Annotated in this window: 14 protein-coding genes and 2 pseudogenes; 13 read left to right on the top strand and 3 right to left on the bottom strand. The window is 37.1% G+C overall.

What is annotated here, in order from left to right; translation table 11 throughout:
- The 7 genes and pseudogenes from ACPDG9_RS08395 to ACPDG9_RS08425 all read left to right on the top strand — a co-directional run.
- Positions 1-1,221: pseudogene (locus ACPDG9_RS08395) on the top strand (hypothetical protein); the annotation flags it as partial.
- A gap of 63 nt (positions 1,222-1,284) precedes the next feature.
- Positions 1,285-5,808, top strand: a complete 4,524-nt coding sequence (locus ACPDG9_RS08400) for a hypothetical protein (RefSeq protein WP_430527315.1) — start codon at positions 1,285-1,287, stop codon at positions 5,806-5,808.
- Between the two features lie 64 nt (positions 5,809-5,872).
- Positions 5,873-6,421, top strand: coding sequence for a hypothetical protein (locus ACPDG9_RS08405; protein WP_430527316.1), 549 nt, complete (start codon positions 5,873-5,875; stop codon positions 6,419-6,421).
- A gap of 63 nt (positions 6,422-6,484) precedes the next feature.
- Positions 6,485-7,807, top strand: coding sequence for a gliding motility-associated C-terminal domain-containing protein (locus ACPDG9_RS08410; protein WP_430527317.1), 1,323 nt, complete (start codon positions 6,485-6,487; stop codon positions 7,805-7,807).
- 11 nt (positions 7,808-7,818) lie between these two features.
- Complete coding sequence (locus tag ACPDG9_RS08415) at positions 7,819-8,751, top strand: PorP/SprF family type IX secretion system membrane protein (RefSeq protein ID WP_430527318.1); 933 nt, start codon at positions 7,819-7,821, stop codon at positions 8,749-8,751.
- 10 nt (positions 8,752-8,761) lie between these two features.
- Entirely contained in the window at positions 8,762-10,723 is a 1,962-nt protein-coding gene (locus ACPDG9_RS08420; protein WP_430527319.1) for an OmpA family protein, read from the top strand.
- Positions 10,724-11,031: 308 nt separating this feature from the next.
- The gene (locus ACPDG9_RS08425) at positions 11,032-11,901 is read left to right on the top strand and encodes an AraC family transcriptional regulator (RefSeq protein WP_430527320.1); all 870 of its coding nucleotides are present in this window, start codon (positions 11,032-11,034) and stop codon (positions 11,899-11,901) included.
- Positions 11,902-11,932: 31 nt separating this feature from the next.
- On the opposite strand, the gene ACPDG9_RS08430 is transcribed toward ACPDG9_RS08425, so the two are convergent.
- Positions 11,933-12,457 carry a DMP19 family protein gene (locus ACPDG9_RS08430; protein WP_430527321.1) on the bottom strand — a complete coding sequence of 175 codons (525 nt, stop codon included), beginning with the start codon at positions 12,455-12,457 and terminating at the stop codon, positions 11,933-11,935.
- 194 nt (positions 12,458-12,651) lie between these two features.
- Between ACPDG9_RS08430 and ACPDG9_RS08435 the strand changes: the two genes are divergently transcribed.
- Positions 12,652-13,287 (top strand): outer membrane beta-barrel protein, encoded by a 636-nt coding sequence (locus ACPDG9_RS08435; protein ID WP_430527322.1) that lies wholly within the window; start codon positions 12,652-12,654, stop codon positions 13,285-13,287.
- Positions 13,288-13,349: 62 nt separating this feature from the next.
- Here ACPDG9_RS08435 and ACPDG9_RS08440 read toward each other — a convergent pair whose 3' ends face one another.
- Positions 13,350-14,522 (bottom strand): proline dehydrogenase family protein, encoded by a 1,173-nt coding sequence (locus tag ACPDG9_RS08440; protein WP_430527323.1) that lies wholly within the window; start codon positions 14,520-14,522, stop codon positions 13,350-13,352.
- Positions 14,523-14,615: 93 nt separating this feature from the next.
- Between ACPDG9_RS08440 and aroB the strand changes: the two genes are divergently transcribed.
- The 4 genes and pseudogenes from aroB to ACPDG9_RS08460 form a co-directional block, all read left to right on the top strand.
- Complete coding sequence (aroB, locus tag ACPDG9_RS08445) at positions 14,616-15,683, top strand: 3-dehydroquinate synthase (protein ID WP_430527324.1); 1,068 nt, start codon at positions 14,616-14,618, stop codon at positions 15,681-15,683.
- Positions 15,684-15,981: 298 nt separating this feature from the next.
- Complete coding sequence (locus tag ACPDG9_RS08450; RefSeq protein ID WP_430527325.1) at positions 15,982-17,385, top strand: arginine decarboxylase; 1,404 nt, start codon at positions 15,982-15,984, stop codon at positions 17,383-17,385.
- Between the two features lie 25 nt (positions 17,386-17,410).
- Positions 17,411-18,385 (top strand): deoxyhypusine synthase family protein, encoded by a 975-nt coding sequence (locus tag ACPDG9_RS08455; RefSeq protein ID WP_182646765.1) that lies wholly within the window; start codon positions 17,411-17,413, stop codon positions 18,383-18,385.
- A gap of 97 nt (positions 18,386-18,482) precedes the next feature.
- Positions 18,483-18,779, top strand: a pseudogene (locus ACPDG9_RS08460) (DNA primase); the annotation flags it as partial.
- Between the two features lie 90 nt (positions 18,780-18,869).
- Here ACPDG9_RS08460 and ACPDG9_RS08465 read toward each other — a convergent pair.
- Positions 18,870-19,334 (bottom strand): GNAT family N-acetyltransferase, encoded by a 465-nt coding sequence (locus tag ACPDG9_RS08465; RefSeq protein ID WP_430527326.1) that lies wholly within the window; start codon positions 19,332-19,334, stop codon positions 18,870-18,872.
- A gap of 186 nt (positions 19,335-19,520) precedes the next feature.
- Between ACPDG9_RS08465 and ychF the strand changes: the two genes are divergently transcribed.
- On the top strand, positions 19,521-20,615 hold the full coding sequence (ychF, locus tag ACPDG9_RS08470) for a redox-regulated ATPase YchF (RefSeq protein WP_430527327.1): 1,095 nt from the start codon (positions 19,521-19,523) through the stop codon (positions 20,613-20,615).
- Positions 20,616-20,717: the final 102 nt, after the last annotated feature.

Consider the following 20,717-nt stretch of genomic DNA (forward strand, 5'->3'; position numbering starts at 1 on the left):
GGCAAATACGGAAACGTATTCTACGATGAGACGAACAACGTATTCTACTACATCAAAGAAGATGGTAGTCAAGGAACTATAGATTGGTCTTCAATCAATACGACCAACTCAAGTTTCACTTTAGTGAACGATACGTTGACGATTACTGATTCTGATGGAAATAAAGTAGAACTAGCTGCAAGTGAAATTGCAAGCAGCACTGCTTTCGTTACAGCTATTGTGAATAAATTGAAAGGCAAATACGGAAACGTAGTGTACAATAGTACAGAAAATAAATACTACCAAATCAAAGAAGATGGAGAACAAGAGGAAATTGATTTAGGAGGAGGTACTTTAGTAGGAGACGTAACCGGAACAGTTGGAGCGAATCAATTGTCGAATATTCAAGGAAAACCAGTCGTTGCGGATACAGTAACGAATGGACAAGCCTTAGTGTTTAATGGAACATCATGGGTACCTGGTACGCCAGATGTTGATGTAAGCAAGATTACAGCTGGTAAAGAATTGAAATCAGACAGTTCGATTACTGTAACAGATGGGGCTGGAGTGCTTTTAAAAGAAGCGACAATTCAAGTAGCTGCTAACGGAATCAACACAAGCCATATTAAAAATGGAACGATTCTCCCAGAAGATTTAGCTGCTTCACCAGCCGCTAACCAAGTGTTGGTGACAGATTCGAATAGCGTTCCAGGATGGGCTAATCCTGCTGTAATATCAACCTCTCCTTGGTTGATTCAAGGAACAACAACAGTCGCAACATTAAATACCCAAAATATTTTCCAAATGGGTACAGTAGCTGTTGGGACAAATGAAATTCCAAGTACAGAACCAACAGCAAAACTATATGTTGCTGGGGATGTGGTATCAACAGGAAAGTTTATCACAACCAATTCCGTTTATGCGGATTACGTATTTGAAAAATACTTTACCGGAAGCTCAGACATCAAATTAACTTATGAGTTTAATAGTCTGAAGGACATTGCAAACTTTGTGAAAGAAAATCACCACTTACCTGGAGTAACACCAATTAGTGATTTGAGTAAAAATGACAAAGGATATGGATTTGATTTAACCAATTTATCCGTGGAGCTATTAGAAAAAGTAGAAGAGTTGTTTTTACATACCATTGAGCAACAAGAGCAAATTGATCAATTGAAAAAAGAACAGCAAACAGTCTTAGAACGCTTAGAAAAAGTAGAACAAATGCTAGAGAAAAAATAAGCAACAGTAGTAATTGGATCCTTGCTGAGATTCTTTTTCAGCAAGGATTATAAAGAAAAATATATGAAAAAAGTATATATAATACTGTTTTTCCTATGTTCTATGTTGGTTATGGCTCAGACTCCAGGAGGAGTAACAGGAACAACGATAGAATATTGGTTAAAAGCAGATAAATTGACCACTACAACGGTACAAGATGGAGATGATGTGTCAATTTGGATGGATCAATCGGGAAATGCAAGACATTTTACAAACTCCACTGGTTCTTACCCTAGATTTATTAAATCGGCGATGAATTTTCATCCCGCAGTAGAGTTTTACAATGACGAAGACGCATCGAATGCTACGAATGAAAGACGAAGATTAGAATCAGTTGGAAATTTTCAGATGGATCCTGATAAATCTTATTTTGTCATTTGGATTTCTCGTTTAGAAAATGAATCTTTTTCCGGTTCGTTAAAATATGCCCCGGTATTCACCTTGAATAGTACCTCTAGTGGAGATAATTACGGTTGGACAGCAGGTACAGGTTCAACGGCTCAACGCTTATGGCATAAAACGAGAGGGAGCTCATATACGCATAGTAATGACGGGAATATCTATGGTATAGGAATTGCCATGATACCGAATAAAAGGAACACACCTCAAAGTCAGATACTCAATGGTGTAGAGAGTACCTCAACCATGGCTGGACGAACCATGGCCACTGCACAAACAAAAAGCGTAATTGGAGGAACGAGTGCAGGAACTACTAATCCGTACTACTACTATGGTGAAATCATGGAAGTCATTGTGTTGTCAAAACCAGCAGGAACAGATGGAGCAGTTTTAACTGCGGATGAACTGCGCAAAATCAATACGCATTTAGGTATTAAATATGGGGTAAATTTTGAAGGTAACTATATCCTATCCAATGGAACCCTTGTTTATAGTAGTATTTTACCAGGATATTATGACTATGGAAATGATGTTTTCGGTCTAGCAAGAGATGATCAAAGTGGATTGTATCAAAGACAAGCCATGAGTACAGATAATGCTGTTTTAGCCGTATCATTGGGGGAGTTTCATGAAACCAACGAAGAAAATCCATCCACCTTAGCAGATAAAAATGCCTTGATGTTTGGAGCAAATGGACTAGATGGAAGTGTGCCTTACAGCCACTTGGCGGGAACGAGTTTTATGAATTACACTCTGCAGGTGCATACAGACCCTGTAACAGGAGTTGTGAAACAAGAAAAACTAACTACTTTATTTAACTATAAACTTCGAGCCAAAGCTACAGGACAAAGTTCTTATACGGTGAATGCACGTTTAGGAATCGGAACTTGGTTGTTGGTGAGTACCAATCCAAATTTTCCACCAAGCCAATCGCGCATTTACAAAGTAGTCGATGGTGTGGCAAATAATGTGGTCATTAACGATGGAGATTACATTGGTTTTACCTCTGAATTTGTTGCTCCTGGTGGAGTAAGCAATGGATTGAGAATGTGGTTAAACGCCTCTAAAGAAGACACGATTTCGGTCGATAATCGAGGAGAGGTGATTAACTGGGTGGATCACTCTGGTATGGGAACAACATATAGAAAAAGAGGTGCGAATGGATCAGCTCCTTTATACTTAGCAAATGAAGAGCAAACAAACTTCCATCCAACGCCCTATTTCCGAAAATGGGAAGACTATATGATTACAGATAAGGCGGCTATGTCAAGGGCTGTACCCGATGATGTCGCTTTTTATGCTGTAGTAAATCACGATTTTGAAAGCTCATCAAGATCCTATTTTATTGGATTTGGTCAACAAACGATTGGAACCAACGCCAGAAGACCGTCTTTTGGAGTATATAAAGGAGGTTCGAGCAATATCGATGGATTAGGACGTATTGGTTCTTCCGGGTTAACCAATAGCCCGAGTCGATTATTTAATCCTGGAGCAACAACTATTGCCGGATATCATTGGAAGGTGGGAGCAAGTGTGACCTTTGAATTTGATGGAGGACACTCTGAAACAGTAACCCATAAATATAATAACGTTTTAATGAATGGACCGGGGATGTTAGGATTGGGAAGTTCCTCTAAAACCTACACCTTAAAAGGAATGATGCCTGAAGTGATCCTATACGAGGGAGTATTAACAGACAATGAGAAAGAGAGAATTAATTCTTACTTGGGCATCAAATACGCCATTACTATTAAGCTAGGAATGTTTGGAGCTGAAAACTTCAACTACCTACTTTCTGATAATACATCCATTTGGAATGGAAATAGTACTGCTAATCGAAACTTCCACCACAATGTAGCTTCCGTTGTACGAGATGATGATGCCGATTTATACAACTATCAAGCAAAATCTACAGACGTAGGGTCGATTGTTCACATGGGAGTGGGAACGAAGTTGGGAAGTGATCCCGTATTAGGTGTAATTAAAAAAGATAGAACAGCACTTACCTGGGGACATAACAATGGAGCTTTATCCACATATTCTTTTGCTGGAAATCAAGAGATTTGCGGTGAAATGGATTCCAAGTTAAACGGTAGAATCTGGATGGTCGATAATACGGATTTCGATCAGAGTGTTCTTGTGCGTGCCGCTACGTCAACGTTTCCATATAATGGAGGCAATTGGCAGGTGTTTTTACTTATTGCGGATTCTCCAACTAAAATAGCAAATAACCAATGGGACCGCGTGATTCCAATGGATTATCTATTCGATGGACATCAGGTGAATTATAAATTCCCTAAAGATCAAAATACCTATTTTACATTTGCAGGAAAAACCCTTCCGGGTATTTGTGAATCATGTGATTTTAGTGGTGTTAAGAAATTGGAGTTTACCAAAACCAATTGGGCGAAAGGTTCTACTTCCAATTCGTATAATTTAGGTGATGGATTTACAGCTGATGTTAAAGTGTCAATTGAATCACCCGCAGCATTGAGAAGTCACTATCCGCGACCATCATCACTTAAATCACTACGCGAATACAGACGTAGAGGAACAGGAGATAATAAAATGGTTACAGAAGTGACGTTGAAACAAAACGGAGCCCTTCGAGCAGCAGCCTCAACTTTTGAAATCTTTGAAATTGATCGCTATGGCAGTCGATTCTCGGATGTAGAGGTGTATGGTGTTTGTGGTAGCGGTATCGTTATGCCGAAGTTGAGTTATACTGCTAAAAAGAATTCATATCGCATTACGGGAAATAAAGCCAAGGGATATACATCCTCTAGTTATGCCTCGCCTAAAGGTAGAATGTATGTAGAATTTGATGTACCTGTAGAAAAAATCTATGTTGTACACAAATTTACAGGGCGTAATGGTTCTGGAACAATGCGTATAGGAGTAGGACCTATAGAATTCTATTGTCTACCACCAGAACCAGAACCAAATGAAGAGGGCTTGATCTTTACCAAACAAGGGCCACCAGAAATCTTGTTGTGTGAGGAAGCAGTCTATACGTTCCGCATAACCAACACAAACTGTGCGCCTTATCAAGTAAATTTCGCTGATGTTTTACCAGCGGGCATGCAATGGGTAGGAGAATCGCTATCCATAGATGAAATAGCCCTAGCACAAGCTACAGTGAATGCTTACGAACAAAGCCGCACCTTAAATATTCAAAATTTAACCGTACCAGGTACCTCGGTGTTAACGTTTAGGGCGAAAGCCGTCTTTGAACTTGATGCTCAACCAGGAACTTATGAAAATAGAGGAGTATTAAGCTATCAACCGCTAACGGGAGGACAGGGAACAGTAGAACTACTAAGCTGTGATCGCTTGTTAGAAGGCTGTCAACCAACCCGAACAATCGCTACAGGTGATCCGACAGCAAGACCCCTGCCTATTGAGGTCGTAAGTACAACCGCAGATAAAGGATGTTATAGCGAAAATGAGGTAGTCACTGTATTCATAAAAGTAAAGAATGCGAACGCTTTCAACGTAGAGGATATGTTACTTGAATTAGACTATAACGAGGAATTTAGTTATGTCAATAATTCATTAACCTCTTCTACGATAAGCCTAACAGGAACTGTTCTAGTCGATACAGCTGAAGCGGGAAGTATCTTGATTGAGGACTTTGTTTTGCCTCCTGGAGAACACACTATTTCCTTTAAGGTTAAAGCACCCACAGAAGCGAATTTAGTTAGCGTAGATATTGATCCGTTAGATCCTTCGTTAGGCCAAATCGAATCACCATTGTTTATTGATTTTGATTTCATTAACGAATCGGACGATGTTTGTCTAAATGCAATTACGTCTAAAGCTTATGGTTCATTGGAGCTAGGGTATTGTGTAGTTTGCTACTATGATCCTGTACTAGGTGATAATGGAGATATCCTCGATTCAGCAGGCTATTTAGCGATAACAACATTGAATAGACCAGATAAAAGTTGGATTCCAGCAAGAGGAAATGCCTTTATCGTGTTAGAATCTAAAACAAAAGGATTTGTGATTTCGCGTTTAACCACAACGCAAATCATGCAACTCTCACCAGTTGAAGGAATGTTGGTTTATGATACAACAATGCACTGTCTGAAAATGTTTAATGGTACAACTTGGGGTTGTTTAGACCAAGGTTGTGTGGATGAATAGTTAATCAAGGTGGAAAAAGACCATATGAATGAGTCTTTTTCCACCAACTTAAAATGAAATTGCTATGGAGAAAATAAAATATAAAAGTATACTCGGATGGGGATGTTGCTTGATTTTGGGAATGGGAACGGCCTTCGGACAAACAACTATAGGTAAGAAAACAGCTGAGAACGAAACGGTTATCCTAGATTTTAAGGGGGAAGACAAAAGAGGAATTATCCTGCCATGGGTACTCGAAGAAAATCAAGTTGTCTCGCCAGTAGGAGGTACCTTAATTTTTGATTCGAAAGATAAAAAAGTCAAATACTTTAAAGGAGGAACAAGTCCAGGTTGGGTAGATTTATCGATTCACGAAGGACAGGTCGACTTGAGTACGCAAGCGTCGTTTGCCGAAGATGCAACGGTAACACCTACCGTAATTGGCAGTAGTTCCTCCACGGCACAAGGTGTTCTAGTACTGGAAACCACAACAAAAGCTATGGTGCTACCTAAAATGGAAAGTCCGCATTTAAATCTTTTGAGTCCTCAAGCAGGTACTATGGTTTTCGATACCGTGTCTAAAATGCTATGTATTTTTAATGGAAACGAATGGTCTTTTTGGAAAGTTAATTAATTTTTAAAAAATTATAATAAAATAATAGGTATTACGTTAAAAATACAGGTAAAAAATCATACGATGAAAAAGATAAAATATAGTATAAGTCTAGTTGTTAGTTTTTTGGGCTGTGTTGTGCAGGCCCAGAATGGCGAACAAAATATCGTTGTAAATACGGGAGTCATGTTTGTGGCACCCGATCAAACGATTGCAACGCATTTTGATTTTTCCAATACCGAAAAAGGGAGAGTAGTCAATGATGGTACGGTCTTTTTTTTCCAAAACTTCAATAACGACGGGCAATTTAGCTTTAGCAAGCAAGGTAAAAAAGCCCAAAATAGCACAGTTGTTTTCCGTCGAGAAAGTCAGGAAGAAGGGGAACAATTGATTAGTGGAAATGCGATTACTGAATTTTTTGACCTCGAACTAAGTAGTAAGACGCCAGTTGTTGCTTTTGATTTGAAAAACAATCTGGATGTTTACGGCACGCTTACTTTTGACGAAGGTATTCTAAAAATAGATGAAACGATTAATCCGATCCACCAATCCTCATACGGAATGCTAACGTTCCACCAGGGAGCTTTAGCTTCTAATGCAAGCGATCGTTCGCATGCTGAAGGTAAAGTGGAAAAGATAGGGAAAGAATATTTTGACTATCCCATAGGGGATCAGACCTATTTTAGAGCAGCGGGTATAGGAGCGCCACAAGATATCCTCGACGCCGTTGTTGGGGAGTATAAACTAAAAGATACCTCTTTTTTTGCTGAACGTCAAGCGAAAACGGGAGTAGTCAAAGAGGTAAATACCAATGAATATTGGAAACTAGAAGGAAAATTAAAGAAAGACGAAACTGTTATTTTGAGTCTAACATGGGATGAGCGCACAACGTTACCGACGATGATGGCTAACCCAGAAAACGATCTTCACATCATTCGTTGGGATGAAGAACAACAACTTTGGGTAGATGAAGGCGGGGTAGTGGATATGTCTACACGCACCGTAACAACACCAACAAAAATAAAAGACTTCGGCTACTTTACGCTGGGTACAGTCAAAGAAGATTGGATTCTCGATGGCGATGTGGTGATCTATAATTTAGTTACACCAGATGGCGATGGGAAAAATGATTATTTCATTATTGACAATATCGTAAAATACCCGAATAATCGCGTTGAAATTTACAACCGTTGGGGAGTAAAAGTATTTGAAACAACAAATTACGATGCTCTAGGTGATGGAAGTACAAATGTATTTAGAGGGTATTCAGAGGGTAAGATTACAGTAGATCGCAAGAAAAAATTACCGAGTGGTACGTATTATTACATCGTTACCTATGAGTATAAAGATGCTAATGGAAGTCGCATGATTAAAAAAGCAGCTAATTTACATTTAGAGACCAATTAAATCAGGAGCAAATGAGACTAAAAAAAACAACACGAAAGGTATGGCTTGTCAGCTTAGGTTTGTTGGGAATCACGCAAACTTATGGGCAGCAAGATCCACAATATACCCAATACATGTATAATCATTCCAATATCAATCCTGCGTATGCGGGGAGTAGAGAAGGCGTACATATTTTTGGCTTGTACCGCACACAATGGGTGGGATTAGAAGGTGCACCAAAAACAGCAACACTTTCAGTTAATACACCTTTGGGAGAATCAGGACTTGGTTTGGGGGTAAACTTTACCAATGATCATTTAGGGGTAATGGATGACAATACGCTATCGGTAGATTTATCCTATGCGGTTGATATCAATCATCAGTATAAACTGGCATTCGGGTTAAAGGGATCAGCGAACTTACTTGATGTAAATTACAGTAAATTACACATTTACAACCCAACTGATCCTGTGTCAGCGGATGATATTAAAAACGAATTTACCCCCAATATAGGCGCTGGATTGTTTTTGTATTCAGATAAAGCCTATGTTGGATTATCAGCACCCAATCTATTAACTAGAACGCGTTATGATGACAATGATGTGCAAACACTCCGTCAAAAAATGCACCTCTATTTAACAGGTGGATATGTATTTGACCTGAATTCAAACTTGAAATTTAAACCTGCCACGATGATTAAAATGGAGCAAGGTTCTCCTTTGCAAGTAGATGTTAGTGCCAATTTCATGTTCTCAGATAAGTTTACATTAGGTGCTGCTTATCGTTGGGATGCCTCTGTTAGTGCATTGGCGGGATTCCAAGTTTCAGAGCAAATTTTTGTAGGATATAGTTATGATGCAGAAACCAGTAAGTTAGCCCGTTACAATTCAGGTTCACACGAAATCTTTCTGCGCTTTAGTTTGTTTAACAGCTTCAAACGCGTTGCCGCGCCGAGGTTCTTCTAAAATCAGCATTATGGTGAAACAAATGATACAAATGGGTTTACTCACACTAACGTTAACCGTGGTGAATCTAGGATATGGTCAAATTAGAAAAGAGAAACAAGCCGATAAAAGTTTTGATCAAACGGCATATATTAACGCTATCGAAATATACGAACGTATAGCCGAAAATGGCTATGTCAATAGTTCAGTGCTCCAAAATCTTGCGGACGCTTATTACTTTAATGGAAAGCTTGTAGAAGCAAATAAGTGGTATACTGAACTTTTCGAGGGAAAATATGACAACAAAGATTTGGCACGATTGCCTTCTGAATACTATTATCGCTATAGCCAAACGCTTAGAGCAGTTCAAAATTATGAAAAATCTCAAGAATTGATGAACCAGTTTGCGCTCCTTGAAAAAGAAGATGGAAGAGTAAGGGAGTATAACAGAAACAGAGCGTATTTAGCTGCTATTGAAAATAATTCCAGTCGATATGATATTCGATTACTCAAGATCAATAGCGACTATTCTGACTATGGAGCAACGGTATTAGGAAATAAACTGGTGTTTACTTCAGCAAGAGAAACACCGCAACAAAGTAAAAATAAAATTCACTCGTGGACCAATGAAAGCTATACGCGCTTGTATACAGCGGTTATCGATAAAAATGGACTCGCATCACCAGAGCAATTTCCCTTAGGTGATGATGTGTACGTCAACGATGCTACAGCCGTTTTTACAAAAGATGGCAAGAGCATGTTTTTTACTAGAAATAATACCAAACCCAGTGGGAAAAGCAAGCAAAATAAAGCGCATAATTCATCGTTAAAAATATATAAGGCTGTTAAACAAGCGGATGGGTCGTGGGGACAAGTAGTGGAATTACCGATCAATTCGGATAATTTCAATACTGCCCATCCCGCTTTAACACCAGATGATAAATGGCTGTATTTTGCCTCCGATCGAAAGGGAACTATTGGTCAATCTGACTTATATCGCGTCGCATTGTTTGCTAATGGAGGATATGGTGCCGTGGAAAATTTAGGAAAAATAATCAATACAGAAGGTAGGGAAAGTTTTCCTTTTATCTCTGCTGAAAATAAGCTGTATTTTGCCTCAGACGGACATCCAGGGTTAGGAGGAATGGACGTTTTTGTTTCTCAGTTGTTTCCCAATGGTAGTTTTGGTCCGGTTATCAATATGGGAGAACCTATCAATAGTAGTATGGATGACTTCGGATTCTTTTATGATATAGAAGAGAAAAAAGGATTTATCAGCTCCAATCGCCCAAGTGATAAAGGCTCCGATAATATCTATTTATTCGCTCCAATCCAATGTAAACAAACAATTGAAGGAAAAGTATACGATTTAGATACGAATGAAATCTTAGCGGATGCCAGTATTGTTCTATCTGATGCCCTGTACCAACACACGGACACACTTCGAACAAATGCAAAAGGAGAATACCGCATTGTAGATTTAGATTGTGGAGTGAAATATCGTATCAAAGCAGAAAAAACAGCTTATAATACGGTAGAAATTGCCTTTACTATAAAAGAAGAAACAGAACCTAAAAAGGTAGATATAGGATTAGAACGCACGGAAAAACCACTGCAAGTGAACGATGATTTATTCAAGCGACTGCAATTGAAACCAATCTATTTTGATTTTGATCAGGCAACTATTCGCAGAGATGCAGCCGTCGAATTAATGAAAATTGTCGAAGTAATGCGCGCTTATCCTACCATGAGAATTGATGTTCGCTCCCATACAGATAGTAGAGGAAACGATCAATATAACCTGAGTTTATCGGATCGTCGCGTCCAAGCAACGATTCAGTGGATGAATGAACAAGGAATAGAACGCAATCGATTAACAGGACAAGGCTATGGCGAAACACAACTACTCAATCATTGTAGTAATGGCGTTCGTTGCTCAGAAGCAGAACATCAAGCCAATAGACGAAGTGAATTTATTATCCTAGCGATATAACACATACAATAAAACTAGTCCTATAGTCGTGACAAAAATCTTTTTAAAAATCTATTTTAAGAAGAAAAAGATTCAGCTGTTCCCCCCTTAGAACAGCTGAATTGTTTTTTTATACGAATTTCCTTAAGTGACGATTACTAAGGGATTCAGAAGACATACTACTTAAAAAATGAAAATAACAGGAGTTAAATAACGAATATTAAGCGTGTTTAAAATGCTTATTTATCTTAAAAATAAACTTATACAGTATTTTATTGGCTGTTATTTAGATTTTTTTTATTAAATTTATGTAAAAAAATTGCTATAAAATGAAAAATAACACATTTGATACTTATGCGTTGTTTGACAGTTACGGAAACAAACACGATTTCATGCTGATGGAAATTGATCAAGCGCTTCAGCTAGGAAGTACTTATATCGAAGCCTTGAGTAAAAAAGATTTTCTAAAAGTAATCTACATTACAGAGGGTGAGGGAATTTACTATGCAGACTTAGAGGCATTTGAAGTAAAGAAAGGAGATATTTGTTTTGTGCGTAATTTTCAACAGCATCGCTGGAACTTTAATCGAAACGTTAAAGGTTATGTGATCAATTTTACTTCCACTTTTTTAACCAAGTTTATTACGAATCATCAATTCATTCAAGATCTGTCTTTTTTCAACCGTTTTACCTCTCATAATATTCAAGAACACAAGAGTTCTTGGCATCGAATTGATGATGCCATTCAAAATATACGACATGAATTAAAAGTTGAAATAAATAAGCATATCAACTTGATTCGCATCTATTTAATGGAAATACTCTTGATTTGCAAGAGAAAAATAGATCGAAAAAATGAAGTGAAAAACGAAAGTGTCAATTCTAATATTTTGATTGAACAATTTGAACAGTTGATCGAAAATCATTTTTATGAATACAAGTTTCCAAAAGAATATGCGAAATACTTATTAGTTACCCCAAATTATTTGAATAGCATCTGCCGCAAGATGAGAGGGAAGTCTGCTGGCGACTTAATTCGCGATCGAATTCTCCTTGAAAGTAAGCGTTTGCTTATCTCAACTAATTTATCAGCAAGTGAAATCGCTTTTCGTTTGAATTTTAAGGATAGCTCTTACTTTACGCGCTTCTTTAAAAAATACTTACACGTGACTCCCGATGAGTATAGACGTAATTTGTAAGTACACGAAGGGATTGATTCCCTATTGAATCCTAGTCTACCTGTAAGAAATCGTTAATAATCTCCTGCATTTCCTCAATAGAAACAAGTTGTGTATCGGGGTGTTGCTTAAGCCATGTCGCGTTGACCTTTGTTAAGTCTTCGGTTGGAAAATTTTTGTCTTCCAATAGCTTTGCAATCTCCTGACCTTTATCCAAGGGTTGTTGTAGAAACTTACCAAGTTTAATCTTGCTAAAAAGCTTCATTTGGCGCATTTGCTTTTCAAAATAAGCCAAGTGCTCCGTAGCCTCCATAGCCAATAAACCAGCGTGAATAATTTCAACTACATCTAAATCCCATTGGGTTTTGTGGATGAAAGATGCAAGTCCCTCATTTTTTACCGTATTGTAGTAGTAATCCACACAATAACTTGCAAAAGCATCCGGATGTAATTCATCATCGCCTACTTCTGCATGACGCAAGTAATTGATTACAGAAATATTAGAATGAACAACGGCTAGAGCAGTAGCACTCGCTATTGAATCAGTAGACAACAAAATACAAGGAAATTCTCTCATAACAGTGGCTTAATTAAAAGACAAAGGTAATTCAATTGAAAAGCAAATCATAACTTCCCAACCTTATTTCCTCTTCTTTTAAAAACAGGAAGCCACCTAAAAATTGTGTTTTTTTATGATAAATAAAGGGTAAATTAGCAAATAAGAGATAACTTTGGTCGTTTAAAAAAACTAAAAATTTAAATAAAATACAGATGAGAAAGCTTATCTTATTGAGTGTTATCGGTTTGTTTTCTTCGTTTGCTCAGGCTCAAGAACTTAGTACATACCAAGAAATCGGCGAAATAGAGGAGAACAAGAAGGGGAAAAAGAGTTATTTCGGATTTGTAGGGGGGTATAACCACAGCAGAATCAGCAAAGAAAATAGTGCAAGACAAAAGGGAGGTTTTTACACGGGAGTTACTTTTGAGTCTTTTCTGGAAGAAAAAGCTTCTTTCCAACTTGATTTGATCTATACGCAAATGGGAGTTCGATTGAAAGATCATGGAACACTTTTTAATCCGAGACAAAATGATCGCATAATCATGAACTATCTCGCGTTGTCTTATATGACTAAAGTTTACCTTAGTGAATTCTATCTTCAAGGAGGAATACAAGGGGCTATTTTGGTAGAAGCAAGAGAGGAGATAAATGGAATCAAAACTTCGCGTTGGGATGATTCAAGTCCTTTTGACTTTGGTCTTCTCTTAGGTGGTGGATTTCAAGTGACCGAAAATTTTTACTTTGATATTCGCGGGTATTTTGGATTAGTGAGCATTCACCATGAAAAGTTAGAACTAAGAGAACAATACAACTATAACGTGAGTTTTGGATTAGGCTTTAAGTTCTAAAAAATATAAAATCAAATAAAAAAGGGAACATTAGCGTTCCCTTTTTTTTATTTATCTCGCAATTAAATTTTGCGTCTTTTCATTTCTGTTTCGATTAAATCCAACTCGCGATTCGTTTGACCTTTTACCGAAGTGTTCTCTTGAGCACGTCGAATTAGGTATGGAATCACATCGCGAACAGGACCAAAAGGCAAGTATTTTGCCACATTGTAGTTCGCTTTAGCTAAGTTAAAGCTAATGTTGTCACTCATTCCGTATAATTGTCCAAAGAACAATCGTTTGTCGTGGTGAGCAATTTGGTGTTTCTCCATTAGTTCAATAACTAATTTCGAACTGTTTTCGTTGTGCGTACCAGCAAATAACGCCATGCAATCCATGTTCTCTAACATAAAAGTAACTCCTGCATCGTAATTGATATCCGTTGCGTTTTTGTCCACACAAATAGGCGATTGGTATCCTTTTTCTGCTGCGCGTTCTCTTTCAATTTCCATATAAGCTCCGCGAACTACTTTCATTCCAATGTGGAATCCCTCCGCTTGCGCAATAACGTGTAGATCTTTTAAGAACTGTAAACGATCCCAACGATACATTTGCGCCGTATTGTAGATTAGCGCTTTTTCTTTGTTGTACTTGCGCATCATATCAAGTACAATAGCATCTGCTGCGTCTTGCATCCAGCTGTGTTCCGCGTCAATTAACAACAACACATCGTGATCATAGGCAAATTTACAAGCCATGTTGAAGCGATAAACAATGCGTTCCCATTCTTTTTCCTCTTCAGCAGTGAAAGGCTTTCCTTCTCCTTTTTTGACAAACATATCAAAACGACCAAACCCAGTTGGTTTGAAAACAGCAAAGGGAATCGCATCTGGTCTTCCTTTGGCCAATTCAATAGTCTTGATGGTCATGTTTAAGGCCGCATCAAATTGCTCCTCTGTCTCTTTTCCCTCTACAGAATAATCCAACACCGATGCAACTCTACCTTGATTATACATCTTATCCACAACGCTTAAACAATCCTCCTCGTTGATTCCTCCACAAAAATGGTCGAAAACCGTCGAACGAATTAAGCCTGTAACTGGTAAATGGGTTTTGATGGCAAAATTAGCTAAGGATGAACCCATTTTTACAAGAACGGGTTTGCTAATCATTTTGAATAAAAAATGAGCTCTCTTCAACTCACTATTATTCTTAAGTGCGAATGCTACTTCTGTATTGTTAAATAAGTTTTTCATTATTTGGTAATAATAAATGTTAGGCAAATATAGTTACTCTTTTACTTTTAATTCAATTTTTTCTCCTTTACTTTGTCTATAAATAGAAAGTAAATGATAAAAGTAGAAACACCAGATTACCCTATTTATTTTGGCGTTGAACAATATGCTATTTTAGGTGCGTATTTAAATGAAAAGCAATACAGTAAACTATTGATCCTTACTGATTCAACGTGTAATGAACTGTGTATGCCTCACTTCTTGGCTCATTTACCTACAATGATTCCTTTCGAAATTGTCGAAATAGAAGCAGGTGAAGAAGCAAAAAACCTAGCTACTTGTCAAGGCGTTTGGGAAGCCATGCTCGAGCTTGGGGTAGATAGACATAGTGCTGTGATTACCGTTGGAGGGGGTGTCGTTTCTGATCTGGGGGGCTTTATCGCTTCTGTTTATATGCGCGGTATTGATTGTTTTGTGGTCCCAACTACCTTATTGGCCATGGTGGATGCCTCCGTAGGTGGAAAAACGGGAATTGATCTACAAGGGACTAAAAACTGCATAGGCTCGTTTACCATGCCTAAAATGGTTATTATCGACGCATTATATCTCGAAACACTAGATCCAAGAGAACTGAAATCAGGTTATGCCGAAATGCTCAAACACGGACTCATCTGTGATCTAAGCTATTTTAATCATTTAAAAGACATCGCTCAAGTTGATTTTGGAGCGATTGAAACCTTGATTTACCACTCTGTCGTGATTAAATGCCAAATTGTACAAGAGGATCCAAAAGAAGCTGGCGTACGCAAAATACTCAACTTTGGGCATACGATCGGACATGCAGTAGAAAGCTATTATTTGTCAAATCCAATAAAAGAACGTATGTTACATGGAGAGGCTGTTGCTGTGGGAATGATCATTGAAGCGTATCTGTCAACTGTTATTTTAGGGTTAAATTCGGCAGTTTATCAAGAAATCAAAGAATCAATTCAATATATTTATGGGAAAGAAATATTTTCCAAAGCTGACATAGAAGAAATCCTCACGTGGTTGAAGTTTGATAAAAAAAATAGAGCAGGGGAGATTCGAATGGTTTTATTGGCGAATATTGGCACTGCTTTTTATGATCAGGAAGTGAGTAAGGATTTGATTCTTAAAGGATTTGAGGATTATTTAAAATAGTGATTATTTTAAATGTCTTTTTAAGATTTGGATTTAATATTTTGTTACATTTGCCCTCGTGAAAATAGATGTTTTATATATTAGATTATGTGTCTCATCTCGGAGAAACATCAAGCGTTTTGTCAGAAAACAAAAGGCTAATTTTGTATATACAATGATTAAATATTTTAAAGAAGCGTTGAACTCGTTTCGTTTTCGACATAAGCTTCCCATAGTATTTGCCAATATTAGAGTTTGAAAAGCGGTTTCATTACCGTTTAAATTAAAATAATAATAACTTTTAAAATTGACTTTTCAAATGAACACAAAATACGTTGATTTAATCAATCAGACTTTTTATTTTCCTCAAGAGGAGTTTAAATTAAACAAAGATAATCTTCAATTTCACAATATTGATTTAATGGGGTTAGTTGAAAAATACGGCACTCCTTTGAAGTTTACTTATTTACCTAAGATTTCAGACAACATTGCTAAAGCTAAAGGGATCTTTAGAAAGGCGATGGAAAAAAACAAATACAAAGGAAATTACTACTACTGCTATTGTACCAAAAGCTCGCATTTTTCTTATGTGTTGAATGAGGCATTTAAAAATGATATTCACGTAGAAACATCTTCCGCATTTGACGTTAATATTGTTGAGAAATTACTGGAAACAGGAAAAATAAACAAAGATACCTTTGTGATTTGCAATGGATTCAAGCGTTCTCAATACATTGATAACATAGCGAATTTGATCAACAATAAGCACGAGAAAACAATTCCAATTATCGATAATTACGAGGAGTTGGAATTATTGCAAGATCAGATCGAAAAGAAATTTAAAATTGGTATTCGAATCGCTTCTGAGGAGTCTCCAAAATTTGAATTTTATACCTCTCGTTTGGGAATTGGTTATAAGAGTATTTTGCCTTTCTACAGAAAGCAAATCGCTGAAAATCCGAAAGTGGAATTGAAAATGTTACACTTTTTTATCAACACGGGGATTCGTGATACAGCTTACTACTGGAATGAGTTGGTGAAGTGTTTGAAAGTGTATATTACCTTGAAAAAAGAATGTCCGACTTTAGATAGCTTGAACATTGGTGGTGGTTTCCCAATCAAAGATTCTTTGGCTTTTGAATTTGACTACCAATATATGGTAGACGAAATTATCAACCAAATTAAGATTGTTTGTGAGGAAGCAGAGGTAGATGTACCTAATATCTTTACAGAGTTCGGCTCTTATACCGTTGGAGAGAGTGGAGGAGCTATTTACGAAATTCTATACCAAAAACAACAAAATGACAGAGAGAAGTGGAATATGATTGACTCTTCTTTCATCACAACTTTACCAGATTCTTGGGCAATTAACAAAAGATTTATTATGTTGCCTATTAATCGTTGGAACGATGCTTATGAGCGTATTTTGTTAGGTGGATTAACGTGTGATAGCGATGATTACTACAATTCAGAGCAAAACTTAAACGCTATTTATTTGCCGAAGTACAATAAAGAAAAACCATTGTATATTGGTTTCTTTAATACAGGGGCTTATCAAGATACAATTGGTGGGTTTGGTGGTATTCACCACTGTCTGATTCCGCAACCGAAACACATTCTAATTGACAAGGATGAAAATGGAATTATCGCATCTGAATTGTTCTCTGAACAACAAACGGCAGATGAAGTTTTAGAAATATTAGGTTACAACAGAAATAAATAAACACTAAAATTAAAAGATTAATAAAATGAGTAAAGGACCAATTAGTCAGTTTATTGAGCATCAATATAGACACTTTAATGCAGCTGCATTAGTAGATGCTGCAAAAGGATACGAATTGCATTTAGCAGAAGGAGGTAAAATGTTAATCTCTATGGGGGGTGCAATGAGTACTGCTGAATTAGGGATTTCATTAGCTGAAATGATCCGTCAAGATAAAGTTCACTTTATTTCTTGTACAGGGGCAAACCTAGAAGAGGATGTGATGAACTTAGTAGCGCACTCGCACTATAAACGCGTGCCAAACTACAGAGATTTAACACCAGAGCAAGAAAGAGAATTGTTAGACAATCACTATAACCGAGTAACAGATACTTGTATTCCTGAAGAAGAAGCATTCCGTCGTTTACAAAAACACTTGGAAGACGTATGGCACGCTGCTGAAGCAAAAGGAGAGCGTTATTTCCCACACGAATTCTTATACCAAGTAGTGAACTCTGGAGTATTAGAGCAATACTACGAAATCGATCCTAAAGATTCTTGGATTGTTGCTGCTGCTGAGAAAAACTTACCTATCGTTGTTCCAGGGTGGGAAGATTCAACTTGTGGTAATATCTTTACGTCAAACGTAATCAAAGGAAAATTAAACGTACATACTGTAAAATCAGGAATTGAGTACATGATCTACTTAACAGAGTGGTACCGTGCTAATTCAGGTGGTAAAGGAGTTGGATTCTTCCAAATCGCAGGGGGTATCTCTGGAGATTTCCCTATCTGTGTTGTACCAATGATGTATCAAGACTTAGAATGGGAAGATGTTCCATTCTGGGCGTACTTCTGTCAAATCTCTGACTCTACGACATCGTATGGATCTTACTCAGGTGCAGTGCCAAACGAGAAGATTACATGGGGTAAATTAGACGTAGATACACCGAAATACGTAATTGAATCAGATGCAACAATTGTGGCTCCATTAGTGTTTGCATACATTTTAGGTCAGTAATGAATAGAAAAAAATCTCAATAAAATAATTGGCATTTTATTTGTTAATTAGGATTTAGCTATTACATTTGAAAACGAAATAAAGCAATAAATATAAAATGAAGAGAGTAATTGTTGATTACGCGAAATTAACAAACGAAATTTTGACACTTTTAGTGGAGAAATTTCCTGATGGTTATGACGATTCAGATATTATTCGTTTTAAAAATATTAAAAACGAAACTGTTGAGGCTGTTGAAGTGAGAACAGAAGACACCATCTATCTAGTTAAAGTAAGTACTAAGTTAGCCGATCGTATCGAAAACTTCGATGACGAAGATGAAGATGATTTTGTAGATCCTGCAGATGATTCATTAGATGCATTGAAGGATTTAGAAATTGCTGACGAAGAAGATTAACAGTTTCTAGTAATATAAAGAAAGCTATCGCATTGCGATAGCTTTTTTTGTTTAGGGTAGTTTAGTATTCAGGATTTTGCAAGATGTTCAAAGAGCAAACTGCAATACAATCATATCTTTCATTTGTTTGCCATTTTCAAATAGGGGTTCAGGATAGTGATCGAGAAAGAAGTTTTTGCGTACTTCGTGCGGTACAAATCCATTGCGTTTGTAAAAGCGGATTTGATCCTCTCCCGTATCGGATGTCCCTACAAGCAGGGTTTCATACCTTTGTTGCTTGGCTAGTAACTTGATCTGCTGAAGTAGAAAACTGCCAATGTGCTGGTTTTGATACGCCGTACTCACCGCTATGTTTTTTATTTCTAGGCAAGTGGAATTTTGTGTATATAGACAGAAAACAGCAAGCTCTTCTTCGTCTTTCCACACACTGTACACTCGACTCTCGTATAAATATTGTTCAATAGCTTCCACTGTTTCGTCTGCTAATAAAAGCAAATGCATAGGGTATTGTTTGTTTTGTATTTCTTTTATCTCAAGGGATTCAAGTAACATAAATGATCGATTTAGTTTAACGCAAAAGTACAATCTTTCTCTTAGTTAAGAAACTTGTGCCCCAAAAGTGAGAATAGTACGCTTTTGAAGTTATTCTCTCTTTTAATGTGGAGGAGAATAGAAGAATTTATGTAAAATTTGAATATATTTGCAACCATTATAAAAAGACAATAAGTTACTAAAAATATGAAAGCAGGTATTGTAGGATTGCCAAATGTTGGAAAATCAACACTATTTAATTGTTTATCAAACGCTAAAGCACAAAGTGCTAACTTCCCATTCTGTACAATCGAACCCAATGTTGGAGTTGTAAACGTGCCAGATCCTCGTTTATTAAAATTAGAAGAGTTGGTGAATCCAGAGCGAGTTTTACCAGCAACAGTAGAAATCGTTGATATCGCTGGATTAGTAAAAGGTGCAAGTAAAGGTGAAGGATTGGGGAACCAATTTTTAGGAAATATTCGCGAGTGTAATGCAATTATCCATGTTTTACGTTGTTTTGACAATGATAATATCGTACACGTGGATGGAAAGGTAAATCCAATTCGAGATAAAGAAACCATTGATATTGAGCTGCAGTTGAAAGACTTAGAAACAGTTGAAAAACGATTAGAAAAAGTTAAAAAGGCAGCTAAAACAGGAAATAAAGAAGCGCAAGTAGAAGCAGATTTATTAGATCGTATTAGAGAAACGCTGTTGGCTGGGAAATCAGCTCGTACCATTGAAGCGAAGAATCAAGACGAGGAAGTGCTGTTGGAGGCATTCCAGTTAATTACAACGAAACCGGTATTGTACGTTTGTAACGTCGATGAAGGAGCAGCTGTATCTGGAAATGCTTATGTAGAGCAAGTAAAAGAATTGGTTAAGGACGAAAATGCTGAAGTAATTGTTTTAGCCGTTGGTACAGAAGCGGATATTACAGAACTTGAAACGTTTGAAGAGCGTCAAATGTTCTTAGAAGATTTGGGATTAGAAGAGCCAGGTTCGTCAAAATTAATTCGCTCCGCTTATAAATTACTGAATTTACAAACGTATTTTACAGCTGGAGTAAAAGAGGTAAGAGCTTGGACGATTAACGTTGGGGATACAGCACCACAAGCAGCTGGAGTTATTCACTCAGACTTCGAAAAAGGATTCATTCGCGCTGAAGTAATTGCATATAACGACTATGTGGCGTTTGGTTCTGAGGCTAAAGTAAAAGAAGCTGGAAAATTAAGAGTGGAAGGAAAAGAATATATCGTAAAAGACGGTGATGTAATGCACTTCCGCTTTAACGTATAAGCATAAAGAGATCGGAATTAAAAAAAAGAGAGGTTTACTAAAACCTCTCTTTTTTTGTATATTTAAGTTTTGATTGTTAGAATATGCTAAAAAAAATAGCAC

This window comes from Myroides sp. C6-3 (assembly GCF_050522425.1).
Taxonomy (GTDB): Bacteria; Bacteroidota; Bacteroidia; order Flavobacteriales; family Flavobacteriaceae; genus Flavobacterium.

Bases quoted from the DNA above. Each gene is read 5' to 3' on its own strand.
- ACPDG9_RS08455 (WP_182646765.1), top strand. From the start codon at position 17,411: ATGAGTAAAGGACCAATTAGTCAGTTTATTGAGCATCAATATAGACAC.
- ACPDG9_RS08400 (WP_430527315.1), top strand. From the start codon at position 1,285: ATGAAAAAAGTATATATAATACTGTTTTTCCTATGTTCTATGTTGGTT.
- ACPDG9_RS08465 (WP_430527326.1), bottom strand. From the start codon at position 19,334: ATGTTACTTGAATCCCTTGAGATAAAAGAAATACAAAACAAACAATAC.
- ACPDG9_RS08450 (WP_430527325.1), top strand. From the start codon at position 15,982: ATGAACACAAAATACGTTGATTTAATCAATCAGACTTTTTATTTTCCT.
- aroB (WP_430527324.1), top strand. From the start codon at position 14,616: ATGATAAAAGTAGAAACACCAGATTACCCTATTTATTTTGGCGTTGAA.
- ACPDG9_RS08405 (WP_430527316.1), top strand. From the start codon at position 5,873: ATGGAGAAAATAAAATATAAAAGTATACTCGGATGGGGATGTTGCTTG.
- ACPDG9_RS08420 (WP_430527319.1), top strand. From the start codon at position 8,762: ATGGTGAAACAAATGATACAAATGGGTTTACTCACACTAACGTTAACC.
- ACPDG9_RS08435 (WP_430527322.1), top strand. From the start codon at position 12,652: ATGAGAAAGCTTATCTTATTGAGTGTTATCGGTTTGTTTTCTTCGTTT.
- ACPDG9_RS08430 (WP_430527321.1), bottom strand. From the start codon at position 12,457: ATGAGAGAATTTCCTTGTATTTTGTTGTCTACTGATTCAATAGCGAGT.
- ACPDG9_RS08410 (WP_430527317.1), top strand. From the start codon at position 6,485: ATGAAAAAGATAAAATATAGTATAAGTCTAGTTGTTAGTTTTTTGGGC.
- ACPDG9_RS08415 (WP_430527318.1), top strand. From the start codon at position 7,819: ATGAGACTAAAAAAAACAACACGAAAGGTATGGCTTGTCAGCTTAGGT.
- ACPDG9_RS08425 (WP_430527320.1), top strand. From the start codon at position 11,032: ATGAAAAATAACACATTTGATACTTATGCGTTGTTTGACAGTTACGGA.
- ACPDG9_RS08440 (WP_430527323.1), bottom strand. From the start codon at position 14,522: ATGAAAAACTTATTTAACAATACAGAAGTAGCATTCGCACTTAAGAAT.
- ychF (WP_430527327.1), top strand. From the start codon at position 19,521: ATGAAAGCAGGTATTGTAGGATTGCCAAATGTTGGAAAATCAACACTA.